The organism is Robertkochia aurantiaca (genome assembly GCF_020166495.1).
Taxonomy (GTDB): domain Bacteria; phylum Bacteroidota; class Bacteroidia; order Flavobacteriales; family Flavobacteriaceae; genus Robertkochia; species Robertkochia aurantiaca.
Map to the genome: position 1 here is coordinate 466,424 of NZ_JAINZS010000006.1, position 26,910 is coordinate 493,333.

Annotated in this window: 26 protein-coding genes; 10 read left to right on the forward strand and 16 right to left on the reverse strand. The window is 45.9% G+C overall.

The features are described from left to right. Position 1: 1 nt before the first annotated feature. The 3 genes from K7R10_RS13185 (at position 2) to K7R10_RS13195 (ending at position 4,113) form a co-directional block, all read left to right on the forward strand. Positions 2-1,888, forward strand: coding sequence for an alpha-amylase family glycosyl hydrolase (locus K7R10_RS13185; RefSeq protein ID WP_224485188.1), 1,887 nt, complete (start codon positions 2-4; stop codon positions 1,886-1,888). Positions 1,889-2,110: 222 nt separating this feature from the next. Beyond that, entirely contained in the window at positions 2,111-2,881 is a 771-nt protein-coding gene (locus tag K7R10_RS13190; RefSeq protein WP_224485189.1) for a glycerophosphodiester phosphodiesterase, read from the forward strand. 8 nt (positions 2,882-2,889) lie between these two features. After that, positions 2,890-4,113, forward strand: a complete 1,224-nt coding sequence (locus K7R10_RS13195; RefSeq protein ID WP_224485190.1) for a BaiN/RdsA family NAD(P)/FAD-dependent oxidoreductase — start codon at positions 2,890-2,892, stop codon at positions 4,111-4,113. A 9-nt stretch (positions 4,114-4,122) separates the two neighbouring features. Here K7R10_RS13195 and K7R10_RS13200 read toward each other — a convergent pair whose 3' ends face one another. Next, on the reverse strand, positions 4,123-4,596 hold the full coding sequence (locus K7R10_RS13200) for a TspO/MBR family protein (RefSeq protein WP_224485191.1): 474 nt from the start codon (positions 4,594-4,596) through the stop codon (positions 4,123-4,125). Between the two features lie 107 nt (positions 4,597-4,703). On the opposite strand from K7R10_RS13200, the gene K7R10_RS13205 reads away from it, so the two are divergent. The 4 genes from K7R10_RS13205 (at position 4,704) to K7R10_RS13220 (ending at position 8,663) form a co-directional block, all read left to right on the forward strand. Continuing rightward, positions 4,704-5,777, forward strand: coding sequence for a diphosphomevalonate decarboxylase (locus K7R10_RS13205; protein ID WP_224485192.1), 1,074 nt, complete (start codon positions 4,704-4,706; stop codon positions 5,775-5,777). A 76-nt stretch (positions 5,778-5,853) separates the two neighbouring features. Continuing rightward, positions 5,854-6,792 carry a mevalonate kinase family protein gene (locus tag K7R10_RS13210; protein WP_224485193.1) on the forward strand — a complete coding sequence of 313 codons (939 nt, stop codon included), beginning with the start codon at positions 5,854-5,856 and terminating at the stop codon, positions 6,790-6,792. 3 nt (positions 6,793-6,795) lie between these two features. Then, positions 6,796-7,698, forward strand: coding sequence for a geranylgeranylglycerol-phosphate geranylgeranyltransferase (locus tag K7R10_RS13215; RefSeq protein WP_224485194.1), 903 nt, complete (start codon positions 6,796-6,798; stop codon positions 7,696-7,698). An 89-nt stretch (positions 7,699-7,787) separates the two neighbouring features. Beyond that, complete coding sequence (locus K7R10_RS13220; protein ID WP_224485195.1) at positions 7,788-8,663, forward strand: pseudouridine synthase; 876 nt, start codon at positions 7,788-7,790, stop codon at positions 8,661-8,663. On the opposite strand, the gene K7R10_RS13225 is transcribed toward K7R10_RS13220, so the two are convergent. The 5 genes from K7R10_RS13225 to K7R10_RS13245 are packed head-to-tail and all read right to left on the reverse strand — an operon-like array spanning position 8,644 to position 15,115. Then, positions 8,644-9,957, reverse strand: a complete 1,314-nt coding sequence (locus K7R10_RS13225) for an MptA/MptB family glycosyltransferase (RefSeq protein ID WP_224485196.1) — start codon at positions 9,955-9,957, stop codon at positions 8,644-8,646. The two genes, K7R10_RS13220 and K7R10_RS13225, sit on opposite strands and share 20 nt — an antisense overlap. Before the next feature lie 50 nt (positions 9,958-10,007). Further along, positions 10,008-11,498 (reverse strand): cellulose synthase family protein, encoded by a 1,491-nt coding sequence (locus tag K7R10_RS13230; RefSeq protein WP_224485197.1) that lies wholly within the window; start codon positions 11,496-11,498, stop codon positions 10,008-10,010. Then, complete coding sequence (locus K7R10_RS13235; protein WP_224485282.1) at positions 11,495-12,184, reverse strand: glycosyltransferase family 2 protein; 690 nt, start codon at positions 12,182-12,184, stop codon at positions 11,495-11,497. The genes K7R10_RS13230 and K7R10_RS13235 overlap by 4 nt, the downstream gene beginning before the upstream one ends. 25 nt (positions 12,185-12,209) lie before the next feature. Beyond that, entirely contained in the window at positions 12,210-13,826 is a 1,617-nt protein-coding gene (locus K7R10_RS13240; RefSeq protein WP_224485198.1) for a 4Fe-4S binding protein, read from the reverse strand. Continuing rightward, positions 13,823-15,115 (reverse strand): NAD(P)/FAD-dependent oxidoreductase, encoded by a 1,293-nt coding sequence (locus K7R10_RS13245; protein ID WP_224485199.1) that lies wholly within the window; start codon positions 15,113-15,115, stop codon positions 13,823-13,825. The genes K7R10_RS13240 and K7R10_RS13245 overlap by 4 nt, the downstream gene beginning before the upstream one ends. 97 nt (positions 15,116-15,212) lie before the next feature. Between K7R10_RS13245 and K7R10_RS13250 the strand changes: the two genes are divergently transcribed. Next, on the forward strand, positions 15,213-16,247 hold the full coding sequence (locus tag K7R10_RS13250; protein WP_224485200.1) for a glycoside hydrolase family 113: 1,035 nt from the start codon (positions 15,213-15,215) through the stop codon (positions 16,245-16,247). Positions 16,248-16,293: 46 nt separating this feature from the next. Here the strand turns inward: K7R10_RS13250 and K7R10_RS13255 are convergent, their stop codons facing one another. The 9 genes from K7R10_RS13255 to K7R10_RS13295 form a co-directional block, all read right to left on the reverse strand. Beyond that, positions 16,294-16,836 carry a ClpP family protease gene (locus tag K7R10_RS13255; RefSeq protein ID WP_224485201.1) on the reverse strand — a complete coding sequence of 181 codons (543 nt, stop codon included), beginning with the start codon at positions 16,834-16,836 and terminating at the stop codon, positions 16,294-16,296. Positions 16,837-16,898: 62 nt separating this feature from the next. After that, complete coding sequence (locus tag K7R10_RS13260; RefSeq protein ID WP_224485202.1) at positions 16,899-17,618, reverse strand: TIGR04283 family arsenosugar biosynthesis glycosyltransferase; 720 nt, start codon at positions 17,616-17,618, stop codon at positions 16,899-16,901. Beyond that, positions 17,608-18,312: a DUF547 domain-containing protein gene (locus K7R10_RS13265; protein WP_224485203.1), complete on the reverse strand. Its 705-nt coding sequence runs from the start codon at positions 18,310-18,312 to the stop codon at positions 17,608-17,610. The genes K7R10_RS13260 and K7R10_RS13265 overlap by 11 nt, the downstream gene beginning before the upstream one ends. After that, positions 18,309-19,211, reverse strand: coding sequence for a sterol desaturase family protein (locus K7R10_RS13270; RefSeq protein WP_224485204.1), 903 nt, complete (start codon positions 19,209-19,211; stop codon positions 18,309-18,311). The genes K7R10_RS13265 and K7R10_RS13270 overlap by 4 nt, the downstream gene beginning before the upstream one ends. Before the next feature lie 37 nt (positions 19,212-19,248). Continuing rightward, positions 19,249-20,217, reverse strand: a complete 969-nt coding sequence (gene arsM, locus K7R10_RS13275) for an arsenosugar biosynthesis arsenite methyltransferase ArsM (protein ID WP_224485205.1) — start codon at positions 20,215-20,217, stop codon at positions 19,249-19,251. Next, positions 20,217-21,032 (reverse strand): purine-nucleoside phosphorylase, encoded by an 816-nt coding sequence (locus K7R10_RS13280; protein ID WP_224485206.1) that lies wholly within the window; start codon positions 21,030-21,032, stop codon positions 20,217-20,219. The genes arsM and K7R10_RS13280 overlap by 1 nt, the downstream gene beginning before the upstream one ends. A gap of 7 nt (positions 21,033-21,039) precedes the next feature. Then, on the reverse strand, positions 21,040-21,702 hold the full coding sequence (locus K7R10_RS13285) for a TIGR04282 family arsenosugar biosynthesis glycosyltransferase (protein WP_224485207.1): 663 nt from the start codon (positions 21,700-21,702) through the stop codon (positions 21,040-21,042). Beyond that, complete coding sequence (gene arsS / locus K7R10_RS13290; RefSeq protein ID WP_224485208.1) at positions 21,653-22,708, reverse strand: arsenosugar biosynthesis radical SAM (seleno)protein ArsS; 1,056 nt, start codon at positions 22,706-22,708, stop codon at positions 21,653-21,655. The genes K7R10_RS13285 and arsS overlap by 50 nt, the downstream gene beginning before the upstream one ends. 20 nt (positions 22,709-22,728) lie before the next feature. Then, complete coding sequence (locus K7R10_RS13295) at positions 22,729-23,064, reverse strand: arsenosugar biosynthesis-associated peroxidase-like protein (protein WP_224485209.1); 336 nt, start codon at positions 23,062-23,064, stop codon at positions 22,729-22,731. A gap of 283 nt (positions 23,065-23,347) precedes the next feature. Here K7R10_RS13295 and K7R10_RS13300 point away from each other — a divergent pair, with 283 nt between their 5' ends. Both K7R10_RS13300 and K7R10_RS13305 read left to right on the forward strand, forming a co-directional pair. Beyond that, positions 23,348-24,880, forward strand: a complete 1,533-nt coding sequence (locus K7R10_RS13300; RefSeq protein WP_224485210.1) for a glycoside hydrolase family 32 protein — start codon at positions 23,348-23,350, stop codon at positions 24,878-24,880. Further along, positions 24,873-26,198, forward strand: coding sequence for a sugar porter family MFS transporter (locus K7R10_RS13305; RefSeq protein WP_224485211.1), 1,326 nt, complete (start codon positions 24,873-24,875; stop codon positions 26,196-26,198). Before K7R10_RS13300 ends, K7R10_RS13305 begins: the two co-directional genes overlap by 8 nt. A gap of 73 nt (positions 26,199-26,271) precedes the next feature. Here K7R10_RS13305 and K7R10_RS13310 read toward each other — a convergent pair whose 3' ends face one another. Further along, entirely contained in the window at positions 26,272-26,898 is a 627-nt protein-coding gene (locus K7R10_RS13310; RefSeq protein WP_224485212.1) for a CatB-related O-acetyltransferase, read from the reverse strand. Positions 26,899-26,910 lie beyond the last annotated feature (12 nt).

The window sequence follows — 26,910 nt, forward strand, 5'->3', positions numbered from 1 at the left end:
TATGAGAAGAGCGTATATTTATACAGTTGTATTGATTTTAGGCCTGAGTCTGCCTGCCTGCAATACAGGTGAAGAAAAAAAAGTTGAACAAAACCGAAACGAGATGGAAACCAAGGAAGGGAAAAAGGTGATATACCAGGTATTTACCAGGTTATTTGGGAATACGAATACCACGAATAAGCCCTGGGGTACCATCGAGGAAAACGGTGTGGGTAAATTTTCTGATTTTACCGATACTGCATTGAAAGAGATCAGGGATCTCGGTGTGACTCACATATGGTATACAGGGGTGCCGCATCACGCTGTAATCACTGATTATACCGAGTATGGAATATCTATTGATGATCCTGATGTGGTAAAAGGAAGGGCAGGGTCTCCTTATGCTGTTAAAGACTATTACAATGTGAACCCCGACCTGGCAGAGGATCCTTCAAAGAGACTGGAAGAGTTTGAAGCGCTCATCGATCGAACGCATGCCAACGGGCTCAAACTGCTCATCGATATTGTGCCCAACCACGTAGCGAGAGATTATGAAGGTTTGACAAATCCGGAAGGAGTGCAAGACTTTGGTGCCGGAGATGATACCTCGGTCGCTTATCACAGAAATAATAACTTCTATTATATTCCCGGCAAAGCTTTTCAGGTACCCGAATGGCGAAACGATTACCAGCCCCTCGGAGGAGAGAATCATCCTTTGGCCGATGGCCGGTTCGAAGAAAACCCGGCTAAGTGGACGGGGAACGGAGCCCGTGATGCGCAACCCGATATGAATGACTGGTATGAGACAGTGAAAATTAACTATGGGGTTACTCCTGACGGAGTTCGCGAATTTGACAGTCTCCCGTCTGGTTACGCTGACAACGACTATAAAGATCATTATGCATTTTGGCAGGATAAGAACGTTCCCGATTCATGGAAGAAGTTCAGGGATATCGCTCTTTACTGGGTCGATAAGGGAGTGGACGGGTTTCGCTTCGATATGGCCGAAATGGTACCGGTAGAATTCTGGAGTTATCTTAACTCTCATATCAAAATGAAGAATCCTGATGCTTTGCTGCTTGCAGAGGTCTATAATCCTTCTTTGTATCGTGATTACATTCGCAAGGGGAAGATGGATTACCTCTATGACAAGGTGGAGTTATATGATACTCTTAAGCATGTGATGCAGGGGCACGGACTCACCAGGAATATTCCTCCCATACAGGATGGGCTGAAAGATATCGAACATCACATGCTGCATTTCCTTGAAAATCATGATGAGCAGCGTATTGCCAGTCCGGAGTTTGCCGGAGATGCACAAAAGGGAAAACCAGCTATGGTGGTTTCAGCAACCATTAGCAGTTCCCCAACCATGGTCTATTTCGGGCAGGAAGTGGGTGAGCCCGGAGCGGAAGATGCCGGCTTCGGCGATCCAAGCAGAACTTCGATCTTTGATTATATCGGGGTTCCACATCATCAGCGGTGGATGAACAACAAGAAGTTTGACGGAGGGCAATTGTCTGAGGAGGAAAAGCAGCTGAGAGACTTTTATAAGCGTTTATTGAATTTTACTGTGGAGAGTGATGCACTGACAGGATCTTATAAAGACCTTCATTTGTTTAATCTGGAGGAAGGGACTGCCGGGTATGATGATAAGGTGTTGAGCTATGCCCGTTACGACGGAGATGACAGGTTGGTCATCATCAGTAATTTTAATGCTGACCAGGGTAAAAACTTTACCCTGAAGATTCCCGAGGAACTCGTCAGTCAGTGGAGTCTCAGTGATGGCACCCATGCCGTGACCGATCAGTTATATGGTAAAAGAGAATTGACTTTACAGGTAGAAAATGGCCGGGGAAGCCTTGAAGTAAAACTCGAGCCACTCGAGTCATTGATACTGAAACTTTGAAAACTAAAAAGCGGGTTAATCCCAGGGGAGTTTCCCGCTTTCCGGTTGGTTGGTATTTAGTCAGGAAAATCTTAATCCTGATTACTCAGGAACTTGATTACGAATATAGTAAAAATATTAGTATTAAAATTTCTCGTAAAAACTTATCGATTTTTTAAAGATATGACAGCTTGCTAATTCGATCTTTCGATTTATTTTTGCCTCGCTAAGCAACTCAAAATCATGAATAAAATTTTTGCCGGACTTTTAACCATTGTATTACTAATATCCTGTACGGAAATGACAAAACCGCTTGTTGTGGGTCATCGGGGAGCCATGGGTTATGCCCCTGAAAATACCATTGCCTCGATCGAAAGAGCCCTTGATCTTGGAGTTGATATGATCGAGATCGATGTGTTTAAGTGTTCCAGTGGAGAGATTGTCGTGTTTCACGATGAAAAGCTGGAAAGATTGACAAATGGAGAGGGATACCTTGAAGATAAAAGTTTCTTTATGCTTCGGCAGCTCAGAGTGGCCGATGAACATCAGATCCCGATGTTGCAAGACGTGCTGAAGGCGATCGATAAGAAAGCCCGGCTGAATATTGAGCTGAAGGGAGATGATACAGCAGAAAAGGTCAATCATATTGTTACTTATTATGTCGAAAATAACGGCTGGCAGTTAAGCGATTTTGTGATCAGCAGTTTTAAGTGGGATGAGCTACGCAAGCTGAGAGAGCTGAACCCGGACATTGCCATCGGGGTGCTTACCGAAGAAGATCCTATGGGAGCCCTTGAGGTGGCAAAAGAATTAAACGCATATTCCATCCACCCCGATCACAGCACACTTACAGCTGAAAATGTGGAGGCTATAAAAGGTGAAGGTTTCAAGGTATTTACCTGGACCGTCAACGAGCAGGCCGAGATCGAAAGGATGAAGGCTTACGGGGTTGACGGCATCATCTCTGATTATCCTGACAGGGTAGCTGAAGAGGTGCTGATGCCCGCCATGTAATCAAACGAATGAATGACTACCAGGTAGTGATAGTCGGCGGCGGTGCTGCCGGGTTTTTTGCTGCTATACATATTGCCAGAAGGAACTCAGGTTTGCGCATTGCTATACTTGAGCGGGGTAAAGATGTCTTAAATAAAGTTCGTATTTCAGGAGGGGGGCGCTGTAACGTGACCCATGCTGAATTTGTGCCCGCTGTACTTACAACCAATTATCCTCGAGGTGAAAAGGAGCTTTTGGGACCTTTTCATCAGTATTGCAGCGGAGATACCGTTCAATTTTTTGAAGAACTGAATGTTCCTCTCAAAACGGAAGACGACGGGCGGATGTTTCCTGTCTCTGATTCTTCAGCAAGCATAATCGATTGTTTAACAGGCGAGGCACGCAGACTGGGCATTCACCTCATTACCGCTGATCCCGTTCAGCGATTTTATCCAACATCAGACCATACCTGGAACATAGAAACCAGGAAAAACAGCTATACAGCTCAAAGACTTTTGCTGGCAACAGGCAGCAATTCTAAGGTCTGGGATCTGCTTCATGAATTGGGCCATTCCATAATACCGCCGGTGCCTTCATTGTTCACCTTTAACTGTAAGTCGGAGGTGATCAGCAATCTGGCAGGAGTCAGTACTGAGGTCGGATTGAAGGTTGAAGGAACCACGCTCGAATCAGAGGGTCCTTTGCTGATCACTCACTGGGGTTTCAGTGGTCCCGGAGTACTTCGTCTCTCGGCCTGGGGAGCCCGTACACTGAATGAACTGAATTATGAGTTCGCCTTGAAGATAAATTGGATACCCGGTTCTGAACGCGAGGAGGTTGAAAAGCAATTTGAAGAAATACGTAAAACATCGGGAAAGAAAAACGTGGGTAATACGCGGTTTGCTGAATTGCCCAGACGTTTATGGCTGGCCCTGTTATCGTATGCGGAAATCGACCTTACCACCCGTTGGGGCGATCTTAAAAAGGATGACATGCTGCGTTTATCAGAAGTGCTTACCAGCTCTCATTTCGATATCCGGGGGAAAAGTACCTTCAAGGAAGAGTTTGTAACAGCAGGGGGAGTTAGTCTGAAGGAAGTTGACTTTCGAACTTTCGGAAGCAGAAAATTACCCGGATTATATTTTGCAGGAGAAATTCTCAATATAGATGCGATAACCGGCGGGTTTAACTTCCAGAACGCCTGGACCGGAGCCTATATTGCCGCCAGGGCAATAGCTGCCTCTTTCGGTTAAAATAAGTGATCAGTTAAGCATCCAGATACGCAGGTTCAGCACTGTTGCGAAGGCCACCCAAAGAAAATAAGGAACCATTAACCAGGCGGCTTTGTTACTTACGATACTGAACCATTTTATGGTAAAGCCGATCAGCACCAGGAGGGCAATAATGACCAGCAAAGCAGCAAAGATTTGCTGAAATCCAAAGAACACGATAGACCAAAGAGCATTTAACAATAGCTGAAAGCCAAAGTGATAGAGCGCTGTTTTGACCCATTTATGGTAGAATCCCCTGGCCCAGACCAGGCCGGCCGCTACTCCCATGAGGATATAGAGCACGGTCCACACCGGACCAAAGATCCAGTTGGGCGGATTGAACACCGGCTTTTCAAGGGTGGTGTACCAGGTTTCCACCGAACTCTGGGTGGCAAAACCTGAAAGAAATCCCACGAAAAGGCAAATGGCAACGGCTATGAAAACCCTGGTTAGCGTTTTTGACATAATAGCTGGAAATCTGCCCTAAAATAAACAAATATTTAACAATTCATATTTTCAGCAGATATCTGACCCCTTAAAACTTTAAAATTATATTTGCATAAACCTATGTTATGATTGCGAACGATTTTATCCCTGCTCCCTATAATTTTGAAGCCGGGTCGGGTGAAGTCACCTGGCAGGCGCCCAGTAATATTGCCATAGTGAAATACTGGGGTAAAAAGGAAGGGCAGATACCGGCTAATCCTTCCCTGAGTTTCACACTGGATAAAAGCCTTACCGAAACCCGAATGAGCTGGGAGCCGAAGAAAGCAGGAGGGGTGTCGTTCGATTTCTTCTTTGAAGGTAAAGAGAAGGCCTCCTTCAGGCCCAAACTTGAACAATTCTTCGATCGTATCAGGCCCTACCAGCCCTTTATCGAATCATTTCATCTGACCATAAATAGCAGTAATACCTTTCCGCACAGTAGCGGGATCGCCTCTTCGGCAAGCGGGATGAGTGCCCTGGCGCTCTGTCTTACACACCTGGAGAGACAGATATCAGAGATGACCGAAGAGCACTTTAACAGAAAGGCCTCCTTTTTGGCAAGACTGGGGTCGGGCAGTGCCTGTCGCAGCATTGAAGGACCCTTGATGAGCTGGGGAGAACATCGGGATATCAAAGGAAGCTCTGATCTTTTTGGGCTCCGTTATACAGAGCCCCTGCACGATATTTTTAAGGATTACCAGGATACCATCCTGCTGATCGATAAGGGAAGTAAGAAGATGAGCAGTACGGCAGGACACCAGCTGATGCACGGGCATCCATTTGCGGCAGAACGATTTTCACAGGCACACCGGCATATTGCGGAATTAAAACCGCTTTTGGCGACCGGTGACCTCGAAGCCTTTATCTTTCTGATGGAGCGTGAGGCTCTTACCCTGCATGCCATGATGATGACATCTGACCCCTATTTTATTCTAATGCAGCCCGCCACGCTGGAGGTAATAAACAAGGTGTGGGAATACCGCAGAGAGACCGGAACCCCCCTTGGGTTTACATTGGATGCCGGAGCCAACGTACATCTTTTATATCCTGCTGATAATAAGGATGAAATCCTGAAATTTATTGAGGCAGAACTCGTTGCATATTGTGAGAACAGACAGTATATTTGCGACCGAATTGGTTTTGGAGCAAAAAAATTGTAAATTTCATTTACCTTGTAAGGTAATTAAACAGCCTGGCCTTGAGTTTTACGAAGACTTAAGTCTATAAAAATTGCATATGAAAGGTCCGCTTTTTTATTCGAAAATCCTGCTTTTTGGTGAGTATGGTATTATTAAAGACTCAAAGGGTCTTTCCATTCCCTATAACTTTTACAAAGGAGCACTAAAGGTCGATGACCTGAGTGATGAGAATGCCCGGAATTCGAACAAGGCCCTTCTTCGCTTTGCCGATTATCTCGAGCAGCTTCAGCAGGATCAGCCTGACCTGGTGCGTTTCGATCTCAAAAGTCTGAGAGAAGATATTCACAGAGGGATGTATTTCGACAGCAGTATTCCGCAGGGATATGGTGTGGGAAGCAGCGGAGCACTCGTAGCGGCCATTTATGATAAATATGCCTTTGAAAAGATCACCGTTCTTGAAAACCTTACCCGGGATAAACTGATCACTCTTAAAACCATATTCGGGGCCATGGAGTCGTTCTTCCACGGGAAATCTTCAGGTCTGGACCCGTTAAACTCCTATCTGAGTCTTCCAATACTGATCAAGTCAAAAGATCACATAGAGCCAACCGGTATTCCTTCCCAGACCGAAAACGGGAAAGGAGCCGTGTTTCTTTTAGATAGCGGTGTAACCGGCGAAACAGCGCCCATGGTACAGATATTTATGGAGAATATGAAGCAGGAAGGGTTCAGAAATATGATCAAAGATCAGTTCATAAAACATACCGATGCCTGTGTTGATGATTTTCTTCAGGGCGACGTCAAGTCACTCTTCTCGAATATTAAGAAACTTTCCAATGTGGTCTTCGATCATTTTAAGCCGATGATTCCGGCTCAGTTCCATAACCTCTGGAAACACGGGATAGAGACCAACGATTATTACCTGAAACTCTGTGGTTCAGGGGGAGGTGGTTATATTCTGGGATTCACCGAAGATATCGATAAAGCCCGCAAAGCCCTGAAAGATTATAAGCTGGAAGTGGTTTATAACTTCTAAAGCATGCTGAAGCGCAAACAGAAGCTCTACCTGCTAAAATTGTTCAGTCTGTTTTCAGTGGTCAGAGGTTATAACGTACTGGTCATTGTTATAGCCCAGTATCTTGCCAGCATTTACATACTTTCACCTGACCTCCCGCTTCGCGAAGTTATTTTTGATCCGAACCTTTTTGCGATCGTTGCCGCTTCAGCCGTGGCCATCGCCTCCGGATATATTATTAATTCTTTCTATGATGACGAAAAAGATCTGATCAACCGGCCGACAAAAACTATTCTGGACCGGCAGGTGAGTCAGCGATTCAAGCTCACCACCTATTTTGTGCTTAATTTCATCTCTGTCATTTTTGCCAGTTACGTATCCTTTCGTGCCGTGATCTTCTTTTCTCTTTACATTTTCGGCATCTGGTTCTATTCTCATAAGCTAAAGCGTTTGCCCGTTATCGGCAATATCACTTCGGCTCTTCTGGCGATCACTCCCTTTTTCGCTGTATTCGTTTATTATCGTAACCTGGAACCTGTTATCTTCATGCATGCGATCTTTCTTTTCCTGATCATCCTGATCCGGGAAATGGTAAAAGACCTCGAGAATCTCAGGGGAGATATGGTTTACGATTACCATACCATACCCATAATTAAGGGAGAAAAGATATCGAAGCAGATCATCACCCTGTTGGGAGTGCTCACCATCCTTTGTGCCTATCTACTGGTCTCCGGATTTGAGATAGGTCAGATGTATTATTACTTCTATGGTTGTATGATCGCGCTGGCGATCTTCCTGGTCCTGCTGTGGCGTTCGGGAGAAAAAAAACAATACCTCATACTGCATAACATCCTTAAAGGTATCATCGTAGCGGGGGTTTTCAGTATACTACTGATCGATATCGACCTTGTAGTCAGCAGATTTTGAGACCTGGTATAAATGCCTCGAATGAATAATGACCGCAACCGTCTTAAATCCTTAAGATTCAATTATCTTTGTGCCTGTAAATTGATACTATGAGCAGGCAAGATCCATCTAAAAAGGGAAAACAATCAGGTCGTCAGGGCGGTAACGGGAAAAAGTTTTCCGGAAGGCAGGGCGGAAAAGCCCGGAAGGGTAGCTATGCCCGCGGGAATTCACCCGTAAAGTCACATGGCGTACAAAAATCGGCCCAACTGGCACCGGATGAGATGCGACTCAACAAGTACATTTCCAACAGCGGAATCTGTTCCAGAAGAGATGCAGATATTTATATCGCTTCAGGAAATGTGACCGTGAATGGTAAGCCTGTTACTGAATTGGGATACAAGGTCAAACTCGATGATGAGGTTCGTTTTGACGGAAAGCTGATCAATCCCGATAAGCCTGAATACATATTGCTCAACAAACCCAAAGGCTTCAGTTCTACCCCGAGTTCCAATATGGAAAAACAAACGGTGATGAACCTGTTGGGGAAAGCCGCCAAAGGTAAGATTCAGCCTGTTGACCGGCTGGAACGAAATACCACAGGGTTGATACTTTTTACCAACGATGTGAAACTGGCGCAGAAGCTTAGCGATCCTAAGAGCAGGGTAAAACGAATTTATCACCTGGCTTTAGACCGTAACCTGAAACATGAAGATCTTAAAAAGATCGAAAAAGGAATCAGGATCGGTGGTCATGAGGTGCCGGTCGACGACATTTCTTATGTAGATGACTCCTCTAAAAGAGAAGTGGGTATCAAGGTAAGCAGCGGGAAGCACAGTACGATCAAAAAACTGTTCCAGGAGCTGGGCTATGAGATCATTAAATTCGACCGTGTGGTTTTTGCTGATCTGACCAAAAAGGATATTCCCCGCGGAACATGGCGAGTGCTGAACAGACAGGAGATCATCAATTTGAAGATGCTTTAGCCAGGGGTTTTCTGAAGATCTCCCAAAGTATCAACGATACCACCGGTACATATTCAAACCACAGCAGCAGGGCTGACTCCCGGTAGGAAGGTTGATTGTAGGCGTAATAACTAAGGAATACGAGGGCACTCCAGATGACCATATAACGGTAGGAGGTGAAAAGGCTCAGCACCAGGGGAGTGACAAGGTACCACGGATGAACCGTGGTTGACAAAATCAGGTAGATGGTGGCCGCCCACATCATGTTTCTTATCAAATCTCTTATATCTGAATTCTTATTCACAAAAGTTAGCAGCAGGATGGCTGCGATGATGAGCAATGGCAGGATGTCACCTACCGTTTCGATAATATTATAGCCCTTACGCAGGTAGCCCACTTCTCTGATCAGGTAATAGATGCTGGCGTTGAATTCGAATTTATGAAACCAGAGGTCCAGGGTTTCACCGTAGTTTTTAATCAGTTCTTCACTCAAAAAAGGGATAAACCCGCCCAGGGAGATCAGTAAAGTGGTCAGAGCGTATGAAGTTGCTTTGAGCCAACTCCTGATCTCTGTTCTTCCTTCTGCTGAAATCAGGTGCCATAGTATCAATGGCAGGAACATCAGGGGTAGTAATTTTACACTTACCGACATTCCCAGCAGAACAGCAGAAAGCAGGTATTTCTTATTGTTCAGAAAATAGAGGGCCATAATAAGAAATGCGGCCATTACTCCTTCGAAATGCAGGTTACCTGAACATTCCAAAATGATAAAGGGATTTAGAAAGTACCACCAGATATAGTTCGGCGACAGATGAAGTGCACGCAGTAACTTTCTGCCATATACCAGTACCAGCAAGTCACCTCCCAACAGCATTAGTCGCATGATGATCAGGCTTCCCGTTATATCGTTCATCCCGGCAGCCAGCCTGAAGAACAGTTGGTTCAAGGGTGGATAATTCGAATAATGAGATGCGCTCAGGCTTCCCATACCCTGATAGAGTTCCCTTGTAAGTTCTGAGGGAAACCCCGGTATTTCCATCAGCATTTCAGGTGTAAAAAGATACGGATTAATACCCTGCATGAGTAAAAGTCCATCCCAGATGAATCTGAAATAATCCTGTGAAAGGGCCGGGATGGCCACTATAAAAATAAGCCTGAAAAGTATGCCTGTGCCAAGGAGCAGATTGCGATCACGTTTGTTAGCGATTCTGAGCAACCAAAAAGTCAACAGGAATAATGAGGCCACTATGCCGATCAGCTTCCAGAATTCGGTTCGTTCTGTTTGGTAAGCCAGAAAGAAGTAAAGAACAGCCATAGCGGCTGTCAGTAATAAAGCTTTGCCTAAAGACCGGGTATCAGCCTGCATCAGACCTTACTGCTGATAGAGTTATACATGATGAACCCGAAGCCAAATACCAGCATTCCATGAAAAGGGAACAGGCCGTAATCGTCAAGGGTGAATGCACTGTACATGCCGAAGAGGAAGTAGAGGGCCATCAGGCCTTCCATGATCACATCTGCTGTGATCTTCCCGTTGATGTAACGGTTGCCCTTCCAGCTGTCTTTCAGGTTGCGAATATTGAACTTTGGCGTTCGTATAAATTCACTCTTCTTACCTACATGTCCTTCGATCACTGCCCGGCTGTTGTGCAGGGAAAACCCGAGGGCGATTGCGAAAAATGTAAAAAAGAGTCTGACGTAGTTCAGGAATTTTTCCGGCCCTCCACCCTGAATGTTTTTAAAAGTAAACCAATAGCAGGTAAAAAGTATAACTGTACTGATCAGGAAAAAACTGAAGATGGTAAAAAGCCATTCGAGTTCGGGGATCATATTCTTTATATACAGGATAGGAATACTGAGTACCGAAACGATGAAGGCACACAAAAACATGCTGCTGTTAAGCAGATGGAGTATTCCGTGAATTTTTGTTTTAAGGGGAAGATCTTTTGCTTTCAGCAGTTGCAAAAAGCTCTTTTTAAAATTCTCCGCCCCTCCTTTGTTCCACCTGAATTGCTGAGACCTCGCGGCACTGATCACCACCGGCAACTCGGCCGGGGTTTCCACGTTTTCAAGATACTTGAACTTCCATTTCTTCAACTGAGCCCGGTAGCTTAGATCCAGGTCTTCGGTAAGGGTATCACCCTCCCAGTTTCCGGCATCAATGATGCAGGTTTTACGCCATATACCGGCCGTCCCGTTAAAATTAATGAAATGGCCGCTTGCGTTTCTTCCTGATTGCTCGATCGTAAAATGGGCATCAAGTGCAAAGGCCTGAACCTGGGTCAGGAGTGAGTAATCACGGTTGAGGTGCCCCCATCGGGTTTGAACCACCCCGATTTCAGCATCGTTGAAGAAGGGTACTGTTTTCTTCAGCCATTGTGGATCCGGCAAAAAATCGGCATCGAAGATGGCGATGAATTCTCCTTTTGCTTCCTTCAGGCCTTCTTTAAGAGCACCGGCTTTAAAGCCCGTTCGATTATCCCGTCTGATATGTTTGATGTCAAGACCATCCTGTTGCAGCGCTGCGATCTTTTTTCCGGTCTTGTTGATCGAATCATCGGTAGAGTCATCTAAAACCTGTATTTCCAGGAGATCACGCGGATATTCCATTTTGGCGATGTTCTCCAGCAGCCGCTCCACGACATATTCTTCGTTATAAATGGGGAGCTGAATGGTTACCGGTGGAGCTTTGGCAGGGTCGAAATCTTCAGGGGGTTCCTGATTCTGAAATTCCTTACGGGCACGAAGGTAGTTAAACAACAGGTTGAGTTGCGCCAGGCTGTACAGAAGGATCAGTAACAGCGCGATGCTGTAGACTCCAATGATGATATAGGCTATTACCGATTCAACGTTCATTTTACACTGTATTTAAAAATCCATCCCAGTATCTTCACTCCGGCCATAATGCTGCCTTTGACGGTGCCTGAAACCTTTGATGTGCCAATGCGATTGCGATACTTCACAGGTACCTCGGTATACCGAAGGTTCTGCCTGAGTGCTTTCAATTGCATTTCTACGGTCCACCCATAGGTTTTATCTTCCATCTGCAAAGCTAACAGCTTTTTGTATTTAATTGCCCTAAACGGCCCCAGATCTGTGAATTCTGCCTTAAAAAAAAGCTTCATCAGTGATGTTGCCAGCCAGTTTCCGAAAACCTGCTGGGGGGTCATAGATCCTTCTTCTCTCAGTTCTGCCTGGCGGGCACCGATGACCATGTCAAAATCTCTTTCTGAAATGGGTTCGATCACCCTGATGAGTTCCTCCGGGTAATCAGAATAATCTCCGTCGAGAAAAACGATGATATCAGGTGCGACCTCTTTCTTTTCGATATAGGCCATTCCTTTCAGGCAGGCGTGACCGTAGCCCTTTCTTTTTTCGTCAAGCACGGTGGCACCTGCCTTTTCTGCTGCTTCACGGGTATGGTCGGTAGAGTTGTTGTTCACCACGATCACCTCTCTGACAAGCGAAGGTATATCGTTAATTACTTTTCCTATGGAATCCCCCTCGTTAAAGGCGGGGATGATCACATCAATGTATTTCATCTGGTAGCGGTATTCTTTCCGGAGCTTATTCTTTGCGCGGGCTCCGTGTGGGGTCATAATCTCTGATGTGATCGAGCAGATCTACATCATTGCCCAAAAGTACGCCATCTGAATTAATACGGTTATCCCTGCTTCCGTTTTCCAGCTTCAACACCCCGCGAGGACAAACCGCTGAGCAGATCCCGCATCCCACGCAAGAAGCTCTTATAATGTTTTGTCCTTTTTGGGCGTATGCCCTTACATCGATTCCCATTTCACAATAGGTGCTGCAATTTCCGCAGGAAATACACTGACCTCCGTTGGTGGTAATTCTAAACCTTGAGAACAGGCGTTGTTGTATTCCTAAGATCGCAGCCATCGGACAACCGAACCGGCACCAGACCCTGTTTCCGAAAATGGGATAGAATCCGGTTCCTATCACCCCCGAAAAGATAGCTCCGATAAGAAAGGCATAGGTGCTCCTCAGGGTCTCTGCCTGGAAAAGAAAAACGTTAGACCCGCTCAGGTAGTGAATGACGATCAATCCCAGAATGATGGCCAGGTAGGTTACCGCGCCATATTTTGCATCTTTTTCAAGTTCATCTTTTTTGAAATACCAGATGAGGGCGAACAGGATTGTAAGTCCTGAGGCCACTGAAATCAGGAAGAACTCGCGGTTTAACCAGTATTTGTCGGCATCGTAACCCAGGTAGGTATAGATTACCGCGGTAGTCATGAGTACTACGAAAACCAGCACACTGTGTACTACCCAGCGTTCCACTCTCCAGGCAAAAAGGCTTTTGTCTGAAAGATGGCGAAAGGGATCCCCGGCGGTCTCGGCCAGACCTCCACAACCACAAACCCAGGAACAATACCATCTCTTTCCATACTTGTAAGTAAGTATAGGGGTGATGACCAGGATGGAAAGGACTCCGAAAATAAGCAGCGCTATTCCGATGGTTCCCGCTGAGATAAATTGATCCACCCGGTATTGTTCGAAGTTGTAATAATTCAGGGGCCAGATATTTTTCAGGTCGTAGTAGGGGAGATCAGGGTTGTTCAGGCGTAGCATCAGCTCCGGAATCAGGAAGGCGAAGGCTGTCTGAAAGAACATGACGCTGAAGGTACGCAGGCGTTCATACCGATTGTGCCTGTATTTATATAGAAACTTTATTCCGAAGGCCAGAATGGCTATGGTATACAGTACTCCGTAAACGAACCACTGGCTGGCCGGATTTCCGCTTAAGACTTTACTGAGGGGGTCAAAAAGAGAGATGACACCGGTATTCTCTCCGTCAGGATTCAGGCCCAGGTACTGAGGAAAGAAATAGAGCACGATATAAAAGCCGGTCAGGGCGATACCCGAGAGCCATGCCCATAGTCCGCGCGAAGAGATCGATTTGAACCAGACCCCGTCGTTTTTGATCCCTTTCGATTTTCCTTGATATTCCCGGTAGGAGAACAGCAATATTCCTGTTGCCAGGGCCGATAAGGAAATCGTAAGCCAGAGGGTTTTATCAGGGAAGTTTATGTTTAAGGTGGCCAGCAAAAGAATGCCCAGACCGCTCATCCCGATAAGGACTGCCAGTTTTTGCCAGGTGTCAAGAGATTTTGGAGGTTCGCCCGTGAGGGCCATATTGTGATCTATCTTATATTCGCTCATACCGTTGCAAATTGATTTTTTATCATTCTGAGATCTTCTTTATACGTGCCGAAGAACTCGGGTTCAAATAGGGCTTCTTTAAAATTCTCTATTACGTAAGATAACTTTCGTTTTTCAGTAAGCCATTGGTCGATCACCTCATGCCTGATACGTATCCCGAATGAATTCAGCCCTAAAAGGTGTTTGGTGTTCTTGTCGTAGGCCAGCCTGATGGCCTTTTTACCTGAAGGATGCTTCCAGAAAAGTTGTTTTTCGTTTTCTGAAGGTTCCGGCCAGACCCATCCATAGGTCTGGTATTCGATATCAAAAAATTTGGCTGAATTGAACCAGTGTCCCGGCTGGTATGGGGTGCGCCTTCCGCAAATGGTCTGTGCCACAACTTCTCCCATCATTCTGCCCGTGTACCATACGGCCTCAATCGGTCGTCGCTTCCCGCTGGTTTCTGTCTGTTCGGCACAGTCACCGATGGCGAATACATCAGCAATATTGGTTTCCAGATAGCGGTTAACCTTTACGCCCCTGCCCAATTCGATCTTGCTGTCTTTCAGAAAATCGATATTCGGACTAACCCCGGCTGTAAGACCGACCAGCTGGCATTCTATGCGTTCTCCGGTATTGGTGATCACCGCCCGGCAGCGGCCGTTCTCATCGGCTTCTATTTCTTTTAATTCGGTTGACAAACGCAGATCGATATGGTGTTCCCTGATATGCTCTTCGATAAGGGCGGCATCTTCCGGCGGCAGGATATTGCCCCAGAAGTTCTTTTCTCTTACGAGAAAGGTTACAGGGATCTTACGGGTCGAGAGCATTTCGGCCAATTCTATACCGATGAGACCACCACCTATTATTACGGCATGGGGGCACTGCTTGTTATTAGGCGCATTTCTCTCCAGCATCTCAAGGTCCTGCTTGGAATAAAGCCCCTGAACGCCTTCGAGGTCCTGACCGGGCCATCCGAATCTGTTGGGTTTGGAGCCACAGGCAATGATCAGCCGGTCGTAGGTAACATTGTCACCGGTATCGAGGTGCAGTGTTTTGGTGTCGGTATCTACCTTTTCAACATGGGCAAACAGAAGTTCCAAACGGTTTTTCTTCCAGAACCAATCTTCATAGGGCTTGGTGTTTTCGTAGGTCATATGCCCCATGTAGATGTACATCAGGGCTGTTCGGGAGAAAAAGTATTGCGATTCTGACGATATCAGGGTAATGCGGTAGTCTTTTTGCTTTCTGATGTGGCGGGCAGCTGTTACACCTGATATCCCGTTCCCAATTATTACAATATGCTTCATGTCGGCGTTTGGTCAGTGTATATTCTGTCGTTTTACAGTAAGGAAACTTATAAGAAATATCTAATTTAGAGGTAATTTAAACAGCTGAAAAATCTTTATGAGAATTCCCTCTTTTTTTACCGGCCGGGCAATGGCTGTTTTTCTGCTTGTTTCTTCAATGTTGCCGGGTTGTGATACCGTTTTGCATGAAGGTGAAAAGATCAACGGGGTGAGCTATGTGGCCGGGCGTAAACCCACCAGTAAGACCCAGGTGCGCCTGGTAAAGGAATTGCACGGGAATTACGCGGCCATCATGCCGTTCGGATTTGTGAGAGGGGAGGGGCAACCCGAATTATTTTACAATAATGAGAGACAGTGGTTCGGAGAACGTGCAGATGGGGTGCGGCAGTATGTCAGCTTGCTTCACAAAGAGGGTATCGCGGTTATGATCAAACCGCAAATATGGATCGGGGGCGGACAGTTTACAGGAGATCTGGGGATGAGCAATGAAGCGCAATGGAAGCTTTTTGAAGAGCAGTACCAGGCATTTATACTCGATCATGCACGACTTTCCGCAGAACTGAACGTTGAGATATTCTGTATCGGTACTGAATTGTTCCGCTTCATCGCCAACAGGCCGGTTTTCTTTCGGGAGCTCATCGCGAAGGTTCGTGCTGTTTTTCCTAACAAGATCACCTATGCAGCCAACTGGGACCGGTATGCCGATATTCCATTTTGGGATGATCTCGATTTCATTGGTGTTGACGCCTATTTTCCCCTGTCGGAAGATCGAACACCTTCTGCAGGGGTACTGGCCGATAGTTGGCAGGAGGTTAAAAATGAGCTGGAGGCACTTTCAGAAAAACATCAGAAACCTGTTCTGTTCACAGAATACGGGTACCGCAGTATCGACCAGGCGGCCAGGGAGCCCTGGCGTTCTGACCGGATAGAAGGAAAGATCAATATGACCGCTCAACAAAATGCACTGCAGGCGGTTTTTGAGGTATTCTGGGAAGAAGACTGGTTTGCCGGAGGGTTTCTTTGGAAATGGTTTCCGGAACATGAAGGGGCAGGAGGTATTCACGACAACCGGTTTACCATTCAGAACAAACCGGCCGAAGAAACCGTACGTGCCTATTACAAAAAATGGTGAAGCCCGAAGACCTCACCATTCATTCTGATTTTCTGTTGGAAGAAGTTTATTTCAGTATACCGTCAACGATTCCGTATTCAACAGACTCCTCGGCATTCATCCAGTAATCACGGTTAAAGTCTTTCATGATCTTTTCAAAAGTCTGTCCGCAATTCTCGGCCAGTATCCTGGCACCAATTTCTTTGGTCTTGATGATTTCCTTAGCCTGGATCTCTATATTGGAAGCCTGTCCCTGAGCACCACCACTGGGTTGGTGAATCATGACCCGGGCGTACGGGTAGACGAAACGCTTTCCCTTTTCCCCGGCTGAAAGTAAAATAGATCCCATTGAAGCGGCCAGTCCGGTGCAAATCGTAGACACAGGGCTTTTCAGGGACTTCATGGTGTCGTGAATCGCGAAGCCTGATGTCACATAGCCTCCGGGGCTGTTTATGATCAGTTTGATCTCGTCGTTGTTGAGAGAATCAAGGTAGAGCAGACGGTCGATTACGTGCTTAGCCGATTTATCATCAACCATACCCCAAAGAAATACCTTACGGTCTTCCAGTAAGGCAGCATCAATTTTATCCTGTATTTTATTACTCGCCATAAAATATGTATTCGATTTTTATCTTTTTTCAAATATAACCATTTTGCTTTTAGATAACCCGCTTACCGGGGTGAAACGATATTTTTGCGGTAATACTCGAGCAATTGTTGCGGGCTGGCCCTCCGGCGGTTTTTCAGATGAATAACCAGGTAATGGTACTGCAGTTTCCAAAAGCCGTTTTCCCGATATTTTCTGGCAGAGGTAATAATCGTTTCGGGTATGATAGTAAAGGGATAGCATTGGTAGAATCGATTGATGAGGTCACAATCTTCATAGATTTTAAACGCTTCGTCAAAACCATTGAGATCATCAAAAGCTGCTTTGGTGATAAAAAGTGACTGATCACCCCCACGACAAACAGGAAGATTGATCCTGGTGAACCATTGTGAAACCCTTAGTAGAATGTGATCGTGGTCAAAACGCATTCTGAAGCATCCGCCTACCGCATTGTTTTTGACAGCTTGGTAAATATGCCGGTCAAAGCCGGAAGGGGGTATCGAGTCGATATGCAGGAAATAAAGTATATCGCTTTCGGCTGCAGCAGCGCCTGTATTGAGTTGTTTTGCTCTTCCTTTCTCTCCTTTCAATACCTTAAAACCGATAGAATTGAGCTTGCTCAGGGAGTTTACAACATTGAGAGTGTTGTCTGAACTACCACCGTCTACCAGAATGATCTCATGGGTGAATTCAGGGTCGGCCTTATGAAAAAGGTCAGATATTCTCTCTCTCAGGATGTCTTCCTCATTAAAGACCGGAATAATGATACTGAGCTTATCTTTCATTCAGTGCCCAATTATAATCCATGAAAGTGACAGCTGTGCCGGGTTCGACCTTTTGAGCTGCATAACGATTCAGAAAATCGATCAGTTCTTCACCTTCTGTGAAGTCCTGACGGTACCAGCGGAAGATTTTTGAAAGTCTGATCCTGTCATTTCCCAGCTCGTTCTTTTCGGTATTATTGATAAAACCGGCTGTTACCTGGTCTAATTGTTCGTCAAGTAATTCAGGAATATATGCCCGGTTCAGCAACTTAGGGCAGGAGACCGAAGCGCAATTGATAGCGAAATGTATGCGTGGGTCACCGGTTTTTCTCAGAATATCATGTTCGATATGGTCGAGGTCGATGAGATCCCCATCCCATGGAATGAAATCTTTTTGCCACGGACCGTTTATATCTCTGATGCTCTCCAGCGGATAATGGTCGATAATAAGCTTTATGGTATAGGCATTATAAGCATTGATCCAGTATGCTTTTCGTTCATCCTGACTCCAGTCATCCAGGGGCTGGTTTTTGACCAACATGTTCAGAACGACCTTCAGTTCATCCTTATTGTTACTGATGCTTTTGTAATCAACCCATCCTTCTGCATCAACATGGTTTTCAAGAAAATCATTCCAGACCTGGTAATCGGGTTTTTGAGCAATGACCGACTGAATAGTGGTTATGCACACCATGATGAGTACAAAGCTTCTCATGTCTTGGCGAGTTTCTTTTTTTTCTTCGGAAGGGAAAGCGGGTATAATTCCTGTTCGATGAAGTCACCCGGGAAGTCTTCGTCACCTTCAAAGCCGAGTTCGATATCCCTGCCGCTGTGTGGCACATAGTCGGTTTTGAAAATGTAGTCCCACAGGCTCAGGGAAATTCCGAAATTCACCCCATAACGGTTTGGCATGCTTTTACTATGGTGCCAGATATGCATTTTCGGGTTGTTCAGCACATATTTAAAAGGCCCGTAATCCCAACCCAGGTTGGCATGATTCAGATGTCCTACGGCGATGGCGAAAAAGTGAACGGCTGCCACATCGGCGGCATCAAGGCCTCCGATGACTGCCAGAGGAATATAAAGCATGGATTTATATACCACCGGTTCCATCCAGTGATACCTCAGGTGAGCGGCAAAACCCATTTCCTTGACCGAGTGATGTACCTTGTGAAAGTTCCAGAGAAAAGGAACCCGGTGAAGGAGCCTGTGTGTATTCCACTGTACGAAATCTGAAACCAGAAAAAAGACCAGTAGAGCAAGAGGCCATGGTAAGGCATCGATATCTACCAGCTGAAAATCTGACAGCTGAAGTCCTGCAACCGAAAGCAGGTCGTTGAACAATTCAGCTGCGGTATTAGAAAGCATGATCAGTACGATCAGGTTCAGCAGAAAGAAATTAAAGAACATATAAAAGGTGTCCAGGAAGAAGTCTTTTCTGAACAGCGGCTGGTTCTTTCTCCATGGGAATAAGTATTCCAGCAGCCATACGACCAGAGAAATTCCGATCAGGCCGTAAAAATAATTTTCCCAATGGAAGCGGGTGATCTCAGACAGCAGGTAATTGAAATAACCTGAATAAGATTCCTGTATGATGTCCCAGTATTTATTCATATATGCTTATGTCGTGCTGAAGCTAAAAGTCTTACAATCAGCAGCAGCCGCCACCATCGTAATGCCAGGTAGATTCAGAGATAAAAATATCATTCCGGTTCAGGCTTTTCAGAGCAGCTGCTGTTTTATCACAAACGGCAAGCGGCTGGTTAGGCATCAGTACATGCCCCTTTCTGTCATCAAAGTATTCTTCTGTGCCGTAATAGATGGCTGTTTTACCCGTAAAAACACAGGGGCCGTCTTCAGGCATGGGGTCTTTGATTGCACAGACCTCTACCGATTCGATGAAGATGAGTTCATCGGTTTCATACTGCCCGGGAGCCAGGATACGGTAAGGCCTTCTGGCTCTGATCTCGATGGTGCCAAAGCCTGCATCGGTCAGCATGCGAACATATTCGTTGATAGGAAGACTTCCGCTCAGGCACAAGGCCCGTAATCTTTCATCATTTCTCAGGTTTTCGCCTATGGGCTGCTCACAGGTCGGATCGCTCATTACCAGCCTGCCGTGAGGTTTTAACACCCGGTACATTTCAGCAATGGCTTGCTGCAGGTCTTCGGTTTTAAATATATTAAAGAGGCAATTCTGAGCGGCAACATCGATACTGTTATCTTCAACTGGGAGATCAAGTGCGTCTCCTTTTTTCAGGGATACGAAAGACCTGTCGAACCAGGGGTTTTGAGTCTCAGCTTCCTCAAAATTTCGGGAGGAGGCTTCCAGCATTTCCTCAACGGCATCCACTCCGATCACCCCCTCTTTTTGACGGGAAAAATAGGCGAATTGTAATAATTCCATGCCTCCTCCCACTCCTACATAGAGTATTTTGGGATTGTTGACAAGATCGCGCGCATTTACGGTGCTTCCGCAGCCGTAATTCATCTCCTGCATAATGCGCGGAATTTTTAATCCGGGAAGCTCCCAGATGGGATTGGTCGTGCAACACAAGCCAACGTCAGGAGTCAGGGCAGCATCTTTATATACGTTTCGGGTCGTTTCAAGATAACTCATCAGCTTAATTTTATCAGTTCGGTAAACAGGGTGATCATTTTTGGTTCGGCTTCTCCTGCCACTTTGAGGATTTCCTCTACATCAACAGGTTTCAGGTTGTCAGGGTCGCATTCATCGGTTAGTACCGAGACAGCCAGTACAGGTAATTTAAGATGGTTGGCAACGATCACTTCAGGTACGGTGCTCATACCTACAGCATCAGCGCCGATGATCTTCAGGTAGCGATATTCAGCCCTGGTTTCCAGTTGCGGACCGACAACGGCGGCATAGACCCCTTCATTTAAGGGGAGGTCATGTTTTTCTGCGATGCTGCGAGCCTGTTCACGCAGCTCTGTGTCATACGGATTACTCATATCAACGAATCTTTCGCCGAAGGCAGATACTTCCTTGAAAGCCAGCGGAGATCCGCCCTGCAGGTTGATGTGATCTTCGATCAGCATGAGCTCTCCCATCTTATAATCCAGGTTTATTGCCCCGGCCGCGTTGGAGATGAGCAATTTTTTTATTCCCAACTGATGCATGGCCCTTATGGGGTAGGTAATATCAACGAAATCATAACCTTCATAATGATGGAAACGGCCCTGCATCACCACCACTTTTTTCCCGCAGAGATTCCCGTAAATGAGTTTTCCAGAATGAAATTCTACCGTAGCCAGTGGGAAAAAGGGGATTTGGTTGTAATGAGCAATGACCTGGTCTTCTATTTTATCGACCAGTTTGCCCAGTCCGCTTCCCAGAACAATCCCGATCTCAGGATCTTCGAATCCTCTCTTTTGAAGGTATTCCTTGGTTTCTTCTAAATGTCGTTTGTCCATTTTCTTTTCAGTTTAATAAAGCTGCACCTGCAGGTGAGTTCTCCAGGTCATCGAGGGTATCGATATCATTGAGCTCTCTTAACAAAGCTACGTCTTCTTTGGCAAGACTTTCAAGTGTTTTTTTGAGAACCTCTGAAGTTCCCCAGGGTTTATCTTCGAAAAGTTCATCGTGATTTTTCTTCATCCCAATCAGGTAATAACCGCCATCGGCAGCCGGTCCAATTACCAGCTCATGTCGGTCAAGTTTTGAAAATGCCGATTCAAGGTCTTTAACGCAAAGATCGATGAGGTCACTGCCGATGATGATTATCTGTTTGTAACCTTCACTGAAGGCTTCTTCAAAGGCTCTTTTCATGCGTTCTCCCAGGTCTTCGCCCTTTTGGAGCTTTTTTTTAAACTGCTCTTCCGGCCACTGATCATGATGATCGATATATTCAGAATAATACAATTGGCGGTCACAGTTTATTTTGAGGCTTACCTCACGGGTATGGCGAAGTAATTCCAGGTACACCTCAAGTGCCCGTTCCTTGCCGATACTCCGGGCGAGACGGGTCTTCACCTTTCCCATTTCCGGGTTTCTGATAAAGATAAGTAACAGGCGGTCTTTCATGATCAGCGATTTAGGCGACCGATCCCTGGCAACTGCTTCCCGCTCCGGCTGTACAGCCATAACAATGTTGGCAGATGGCGATCTTTCTGTTTTGCAGAATTTCCATATTGAAGTCACTTATGTGCTGTACCGCACTTTGAACCTTCATCTCCAGCATCTGGTTGAAGTCACAGTCATACAGCCAGCCGTCCCAGCTAACCGAAAGGGTGTTGGTGCACATTACATTATCTACCGCAGCCGGATTAAAAGCGTCGACAAGATTGTACATATAATCTTCGTAGTTCTCTGAAGCGATCAGGTAATCCAGAAATCGGGAAATCGGCAGATTGGTTATGGCAAAAAGTTCGTGAAAATGAATCCCGAAGTCTTCCAGTAAGGCCTTTTTGAATTCTTTTTCCAGAGACGCCTGATTTCCCGGCAGGAATGCTCCCGAAGGGTTATACACCAGGTCGAGTTTCAAACCACTTCCCGGCATGCCGTAGCCCACGGCGTTGAGGTCTTTCAGGGCCTGTATCGATTTATCGAAGACTCCGTCGCCGCGTTGTTTGTCTGTTTTACCGCGTGTCCAGTGCGGCATGGAAGATACCACATGTATGCCGTGTTTTTTGAAGAACTCCGGCAGGTCTGCATACTTCTTATTTGCTTTGATGATGGTCAGGTTGCTGCGAACGATAAAATCTGATATCCCGACTTTTGATGCCTCTTCGACGAACCAGCGAAAATCAGGGTTCATTTCAGGAGCGCCGCCTGTAAGATCCAGGGTATGGGCCCCCGTCTTTTCAATAACGCTTAAGATCTCCTTCATCGTGTCTCTGGTCATGATCTCTTTTCGGTCCGGTCCGGCATCAACATGACAATGCGCACAAACCTGGTTGCACATGTAGCCTACATTCACCTGTAATATCTCAAGCTTTCCCGGGGTTAACGGAGCCTTGCCAGCACGCTCCAGTCTTTCTTTAAAGGTAGGCAGCTCCCCATCTGCAAAAAGACCATTTGAGAGTATCTGCAACTGTCTTTCGGACTGGGAAAGGTCGCTATTGCGTTTTTTTAAAGATTGAATTTTCATAAAGTGATTTCAGGCTCCGTTTACATCGAGAGCTTGTTATACTTATTCATCATCTGTACCCCGTGTACCAGGGTAGCGCCGCTTTGAATGGCAGCACCCACGTGCACCGCTTCCATCATTTCCTCCCTGTTGATGCCGCGTTGCAGTCCGTCCTGAGTGTAGGCATCGATGCAGTAAGGGCATTGAACCACATGTGATACGGCCAGAGCAATAAGCGATTTTTCCCGGGCAGAGAGTGCACCCTCTTCAAAGACCTTTCCGTAATATTCAAAGAACTTTTCACCGAGTTCTTCGCTCCATTCTGTTATATTTTTAAATTTTCTCAGGTCTGAAGGGTTGTAATATGTTTTTTCCATGAGATTGATGTTAAAGTATTTAATTCTTTCTAAATTCATGCTGCCTAAACTGTTTGACGAATCGAAAGGGAATTCTTGACAGAAAAAATAGAATATAATGAAATTCGAAAGAAAACAAGGTCAAAGTTACGGTATTAATAAGGCTGCTGCAATTCATGAAAACAGGAATTTTTCAGCGGTATAAGAAGAAATATCTTCCCGGAGAAGTCACGACCACCGGCGCCTTTAAAGGGTGATGGTATTCTTGTTTTTCCTCATCAAATGAAATTCTTACACTTATTATATGAGATATAGTATATTATGCCTGCTTTTACTGTTGCTTTCCTGCGCAGAAGAACAAAAGCAGGATAGGCAGACTGATGAAGAAACCGGAACAAGTATGTATAAAGAATCCCATCGACCCCAATTTCATTTTTCTCCAGACGAAAACTGGATGAATGATCCCAACGGTCTTGTTTATCATGATGGCGTCTACCATCTGTTTTACCAGTATTATCCTGAAGATATCGTCTGGGGCCCCATGCACTGGGGGCATGCGGTAAGCAAAGATCTCCTTCACTGGGAACACAAACCCGTTTCCCTTTACCCTGATGAGCTGGGATATATTTTCAGCGGTTCAGCGGTTTATGATAAGGATAATACGTCTGGTCTGGGTACTGCAGATAACCCGCCATTGGTTGCTGTTTTTACATATCACGATCCTGAAAAGGAAAAAACGGGATCTAACGACCATCAAACACAGGGAATAGCCTATAGTGTCGATGGAGGTGAAAGCTGGGAAAAATATGAAGGAAATCCGGTGATCGGGAATGAAGGGATTCGGGACTTCAGGGATCCCAAGGTCTTCTGGCACGACGAAACTGAAAAATGGATCATGCTTTTGGTGGCCGGTGACCGGCTGATGATCTATAACTCAGATGATCTTATCTCATGGAACTTTTTAAGTGAATTCGGAAAAGACCGAGGTGCCCATGGTGGAGTATGGGAATGTCCGGATCTTTTCCCGCTCAAGGTTGAGCCTTCGGGGGAAACAAAGTGGGTGTTGCTTATCAGTATCAATCCGGGCGGTCCTAACGGCGGTTCTGCGACCCAGTATTTCGTGGGAGATTTTGATGGTACCGCCTTCACTTCAGAGCAGCAGGATATAAAGTGGGTAGACCACGGTGCCGATAATTATGCAGGTGTTACATATAACCATACTCCGGATGGGAAACGCATATTTATCGGTTGGATGAGTAACTGGAACTATGCGCAGAAAACTCCGACACAGCCTTGGAGAAGCGCTATGACCCTTCCGAGGGAACTGAGCCTCGAGAGACCGGCAGACACCTATCTGCTGAAAGGTAACCCGGTTGATAATTTATCGGATCTGTATAAGGATGATGGCCGTAACATCCCGGGCCCTGTTTCAGATACCCTGGTGAACATAAACGGAGCCCTGTTCGATCTTCGCTTTTCGACTACCTCTGATCATCTTCGTTTTGCACTTGTAAATGATCAAAATGAAAGGATGGTATTTGAGTTTGACCGCAGCAGGAAGGAATTTCTCATCGACCGGTCGCAGAGTGGAAATGCTGACTTTGATGAGCAGTTTGCCCAAACGCCTCATTCCATGCCAATGCCCGTTTTGCAGGATACTACAGAGATCAGGCTGGTAAGCGACTGGTCTTCGGTTGAATTGTTTATCGACGGTGGCAGGTTTATGATGACCGAGCAAATGTTTCCGAATGTACCGTTTTCTGATCTCAGGGTAGAAAGCGGAGAGATACATGATTTAAGAATCAATTTGATTAACCGAATCTGGGGCGATGAATAAACTTTTACTTTGGTCTGTAACGGTAGCCCTGGCCGGGTTTCTTTTTGGGTTTGATACAGTAGTAATCTCCGGAGCTGATGAAAAACTACAGTCGCTTTGGAATTCTTCAGATGCTTTTCACGGGATAGTGGTGATGGGAATGGCCCTCTGGGGCACGGTGATAGGTGCCATCTTCGGCGGTTGGCCTGCAGACCGTCTGGGAAGAAAAACCACCTTGATCTGGATAGGGGTTTTTTATTTCGTATCGGCCCTGGGTTCAGCCATGGCAGGTGACCCCTATGTTTTTGCTGCCTTCCGTTTTTTGGGAGGTCTTGGGGTGGGAGCTTCGACCATCGCAGCACCCGCCTATGTCTCTGAGATAGCCCCTGCCAAAGATCGCGGGAGACTGGTGGCTCTGTACCAGTTCAATATTGTTTTCGGAATATTGATGGCTTATATCTCGAATTACCTGCTAAAAGACATCGGTGAACAGGCCTGGCGATATATGGTTGGGGTGGAAGCAATTCCTGCTCTGATCTACTTCCTTATGGTTTTTACGGTACCGCGAAGTCCGCGATGGTTGTTCGTGAAAGGTATGGAGTCTGAGGCGCGAAAGGTGTTATACCGCATCGATCCCGATCATGATCCGGAGGAGGTGTTCAGGGAAATACGAATTCAGGAGCGGAAACATGCTCATACCCGCGAGAATATTTTTATGAAAAAGTACCGCTATCCGCTGATACTGGTATTTCTGATCGCATTTTTCAACCAGTTTTCAGGTATTAATGCATTTCTCTATTATGCGCCCCGTATCTTCGGAGAAGCCGGACTTCAGGAAAATACCGCCCTGCTCAGCAGTATCGGGATCGGACTCACCAATATGATCTTTACGCTTTTGGGGGTTTTCCTGATAGACCGACTCGGGCGAAAAAAGTTGATGTACTACGGGTCATTTGGTTATATCATTTCCCTGACCCTTGTGTCCCTGGCATTCTTTTTAAATTGGGAAGGTATTATGGTGCCGGTGTTTCTGTTCATTTTCATCGCTTCGCATGCAATAGGACAAGGGGCGGTGATCTGGGTGTTTATTTCAGAAATCTTCCCCAATCATCTTCGCAGTGCTGGTCAGGCTTTCGGAAGCTCGACACATTGGGTGCTGGCAGCTGTTATTCCCTCCCTGGTGCCCCTGCTTTTCTCAAGTATTGGTGCGGGTCCGGTATTCGCCTTCTTTGCTTTTATGATGGTTTTGCAACTGCTTTATGTGCATTACCTGATGCCGGAGACAAAAGGGAAAACCCTGGAGGAACTTTCAGAATCGCTGATCGCAAATAGGGGGTGATGTGACAAAAAATAGCTTACTGAATTTCAGGCAGTTTTGCCTGGATAGAGCCCCAATCTGCCCTTCCTCATTTTTAAAGATCTGAAAGGGCGGAAAAATCTCCTGAGGTAAGAAGGTTGGTATGGGCCGTAATTTTTTCAATCGGCCAATCCCACCACCGAAGCCGTAGCAAATTATCAATATGTTCTTCGGCAAACCTTTTTTTAATCTCTCTGGCAGGATTACCCGCCACGATGCTATAGGGAAGCACGTCTTTTGTTACCGTGGCATTGGTGGCGATAATGGCGCCATCTCCCACCTTCACACCGGGCATGATGGTAGCATTATGCCCGATCCATACATCATTTCCAACCACGGTATCTCCTTTTGAAGGGTAGGATTTACCTTCCATGGCCTTTGACCAGGCACCACCAAAAATGGCGAACGGGTATGCCGAGATAGCATCGGTAAGGTGGTTTCCACCATTCATTATGAAAGTGGCGCCCGAGGCGATCATGCAGAATTTCCCTATGATTAGTTTGTCACCGATGAAGTCAAAATGGTATTTGACATTTTGCTCAAAATTATGAACGTCTTCAAAATCATCATAGTAGGTGTAATCACCGACAATGATATTGGGATTCTTTATTATGTTCTTGAGGAAGCAAAGATTTTTATAACCTTCAAGGGGGTATTGCGTCGAAGGATCAGGAACTTTCATAATTTGTTATTT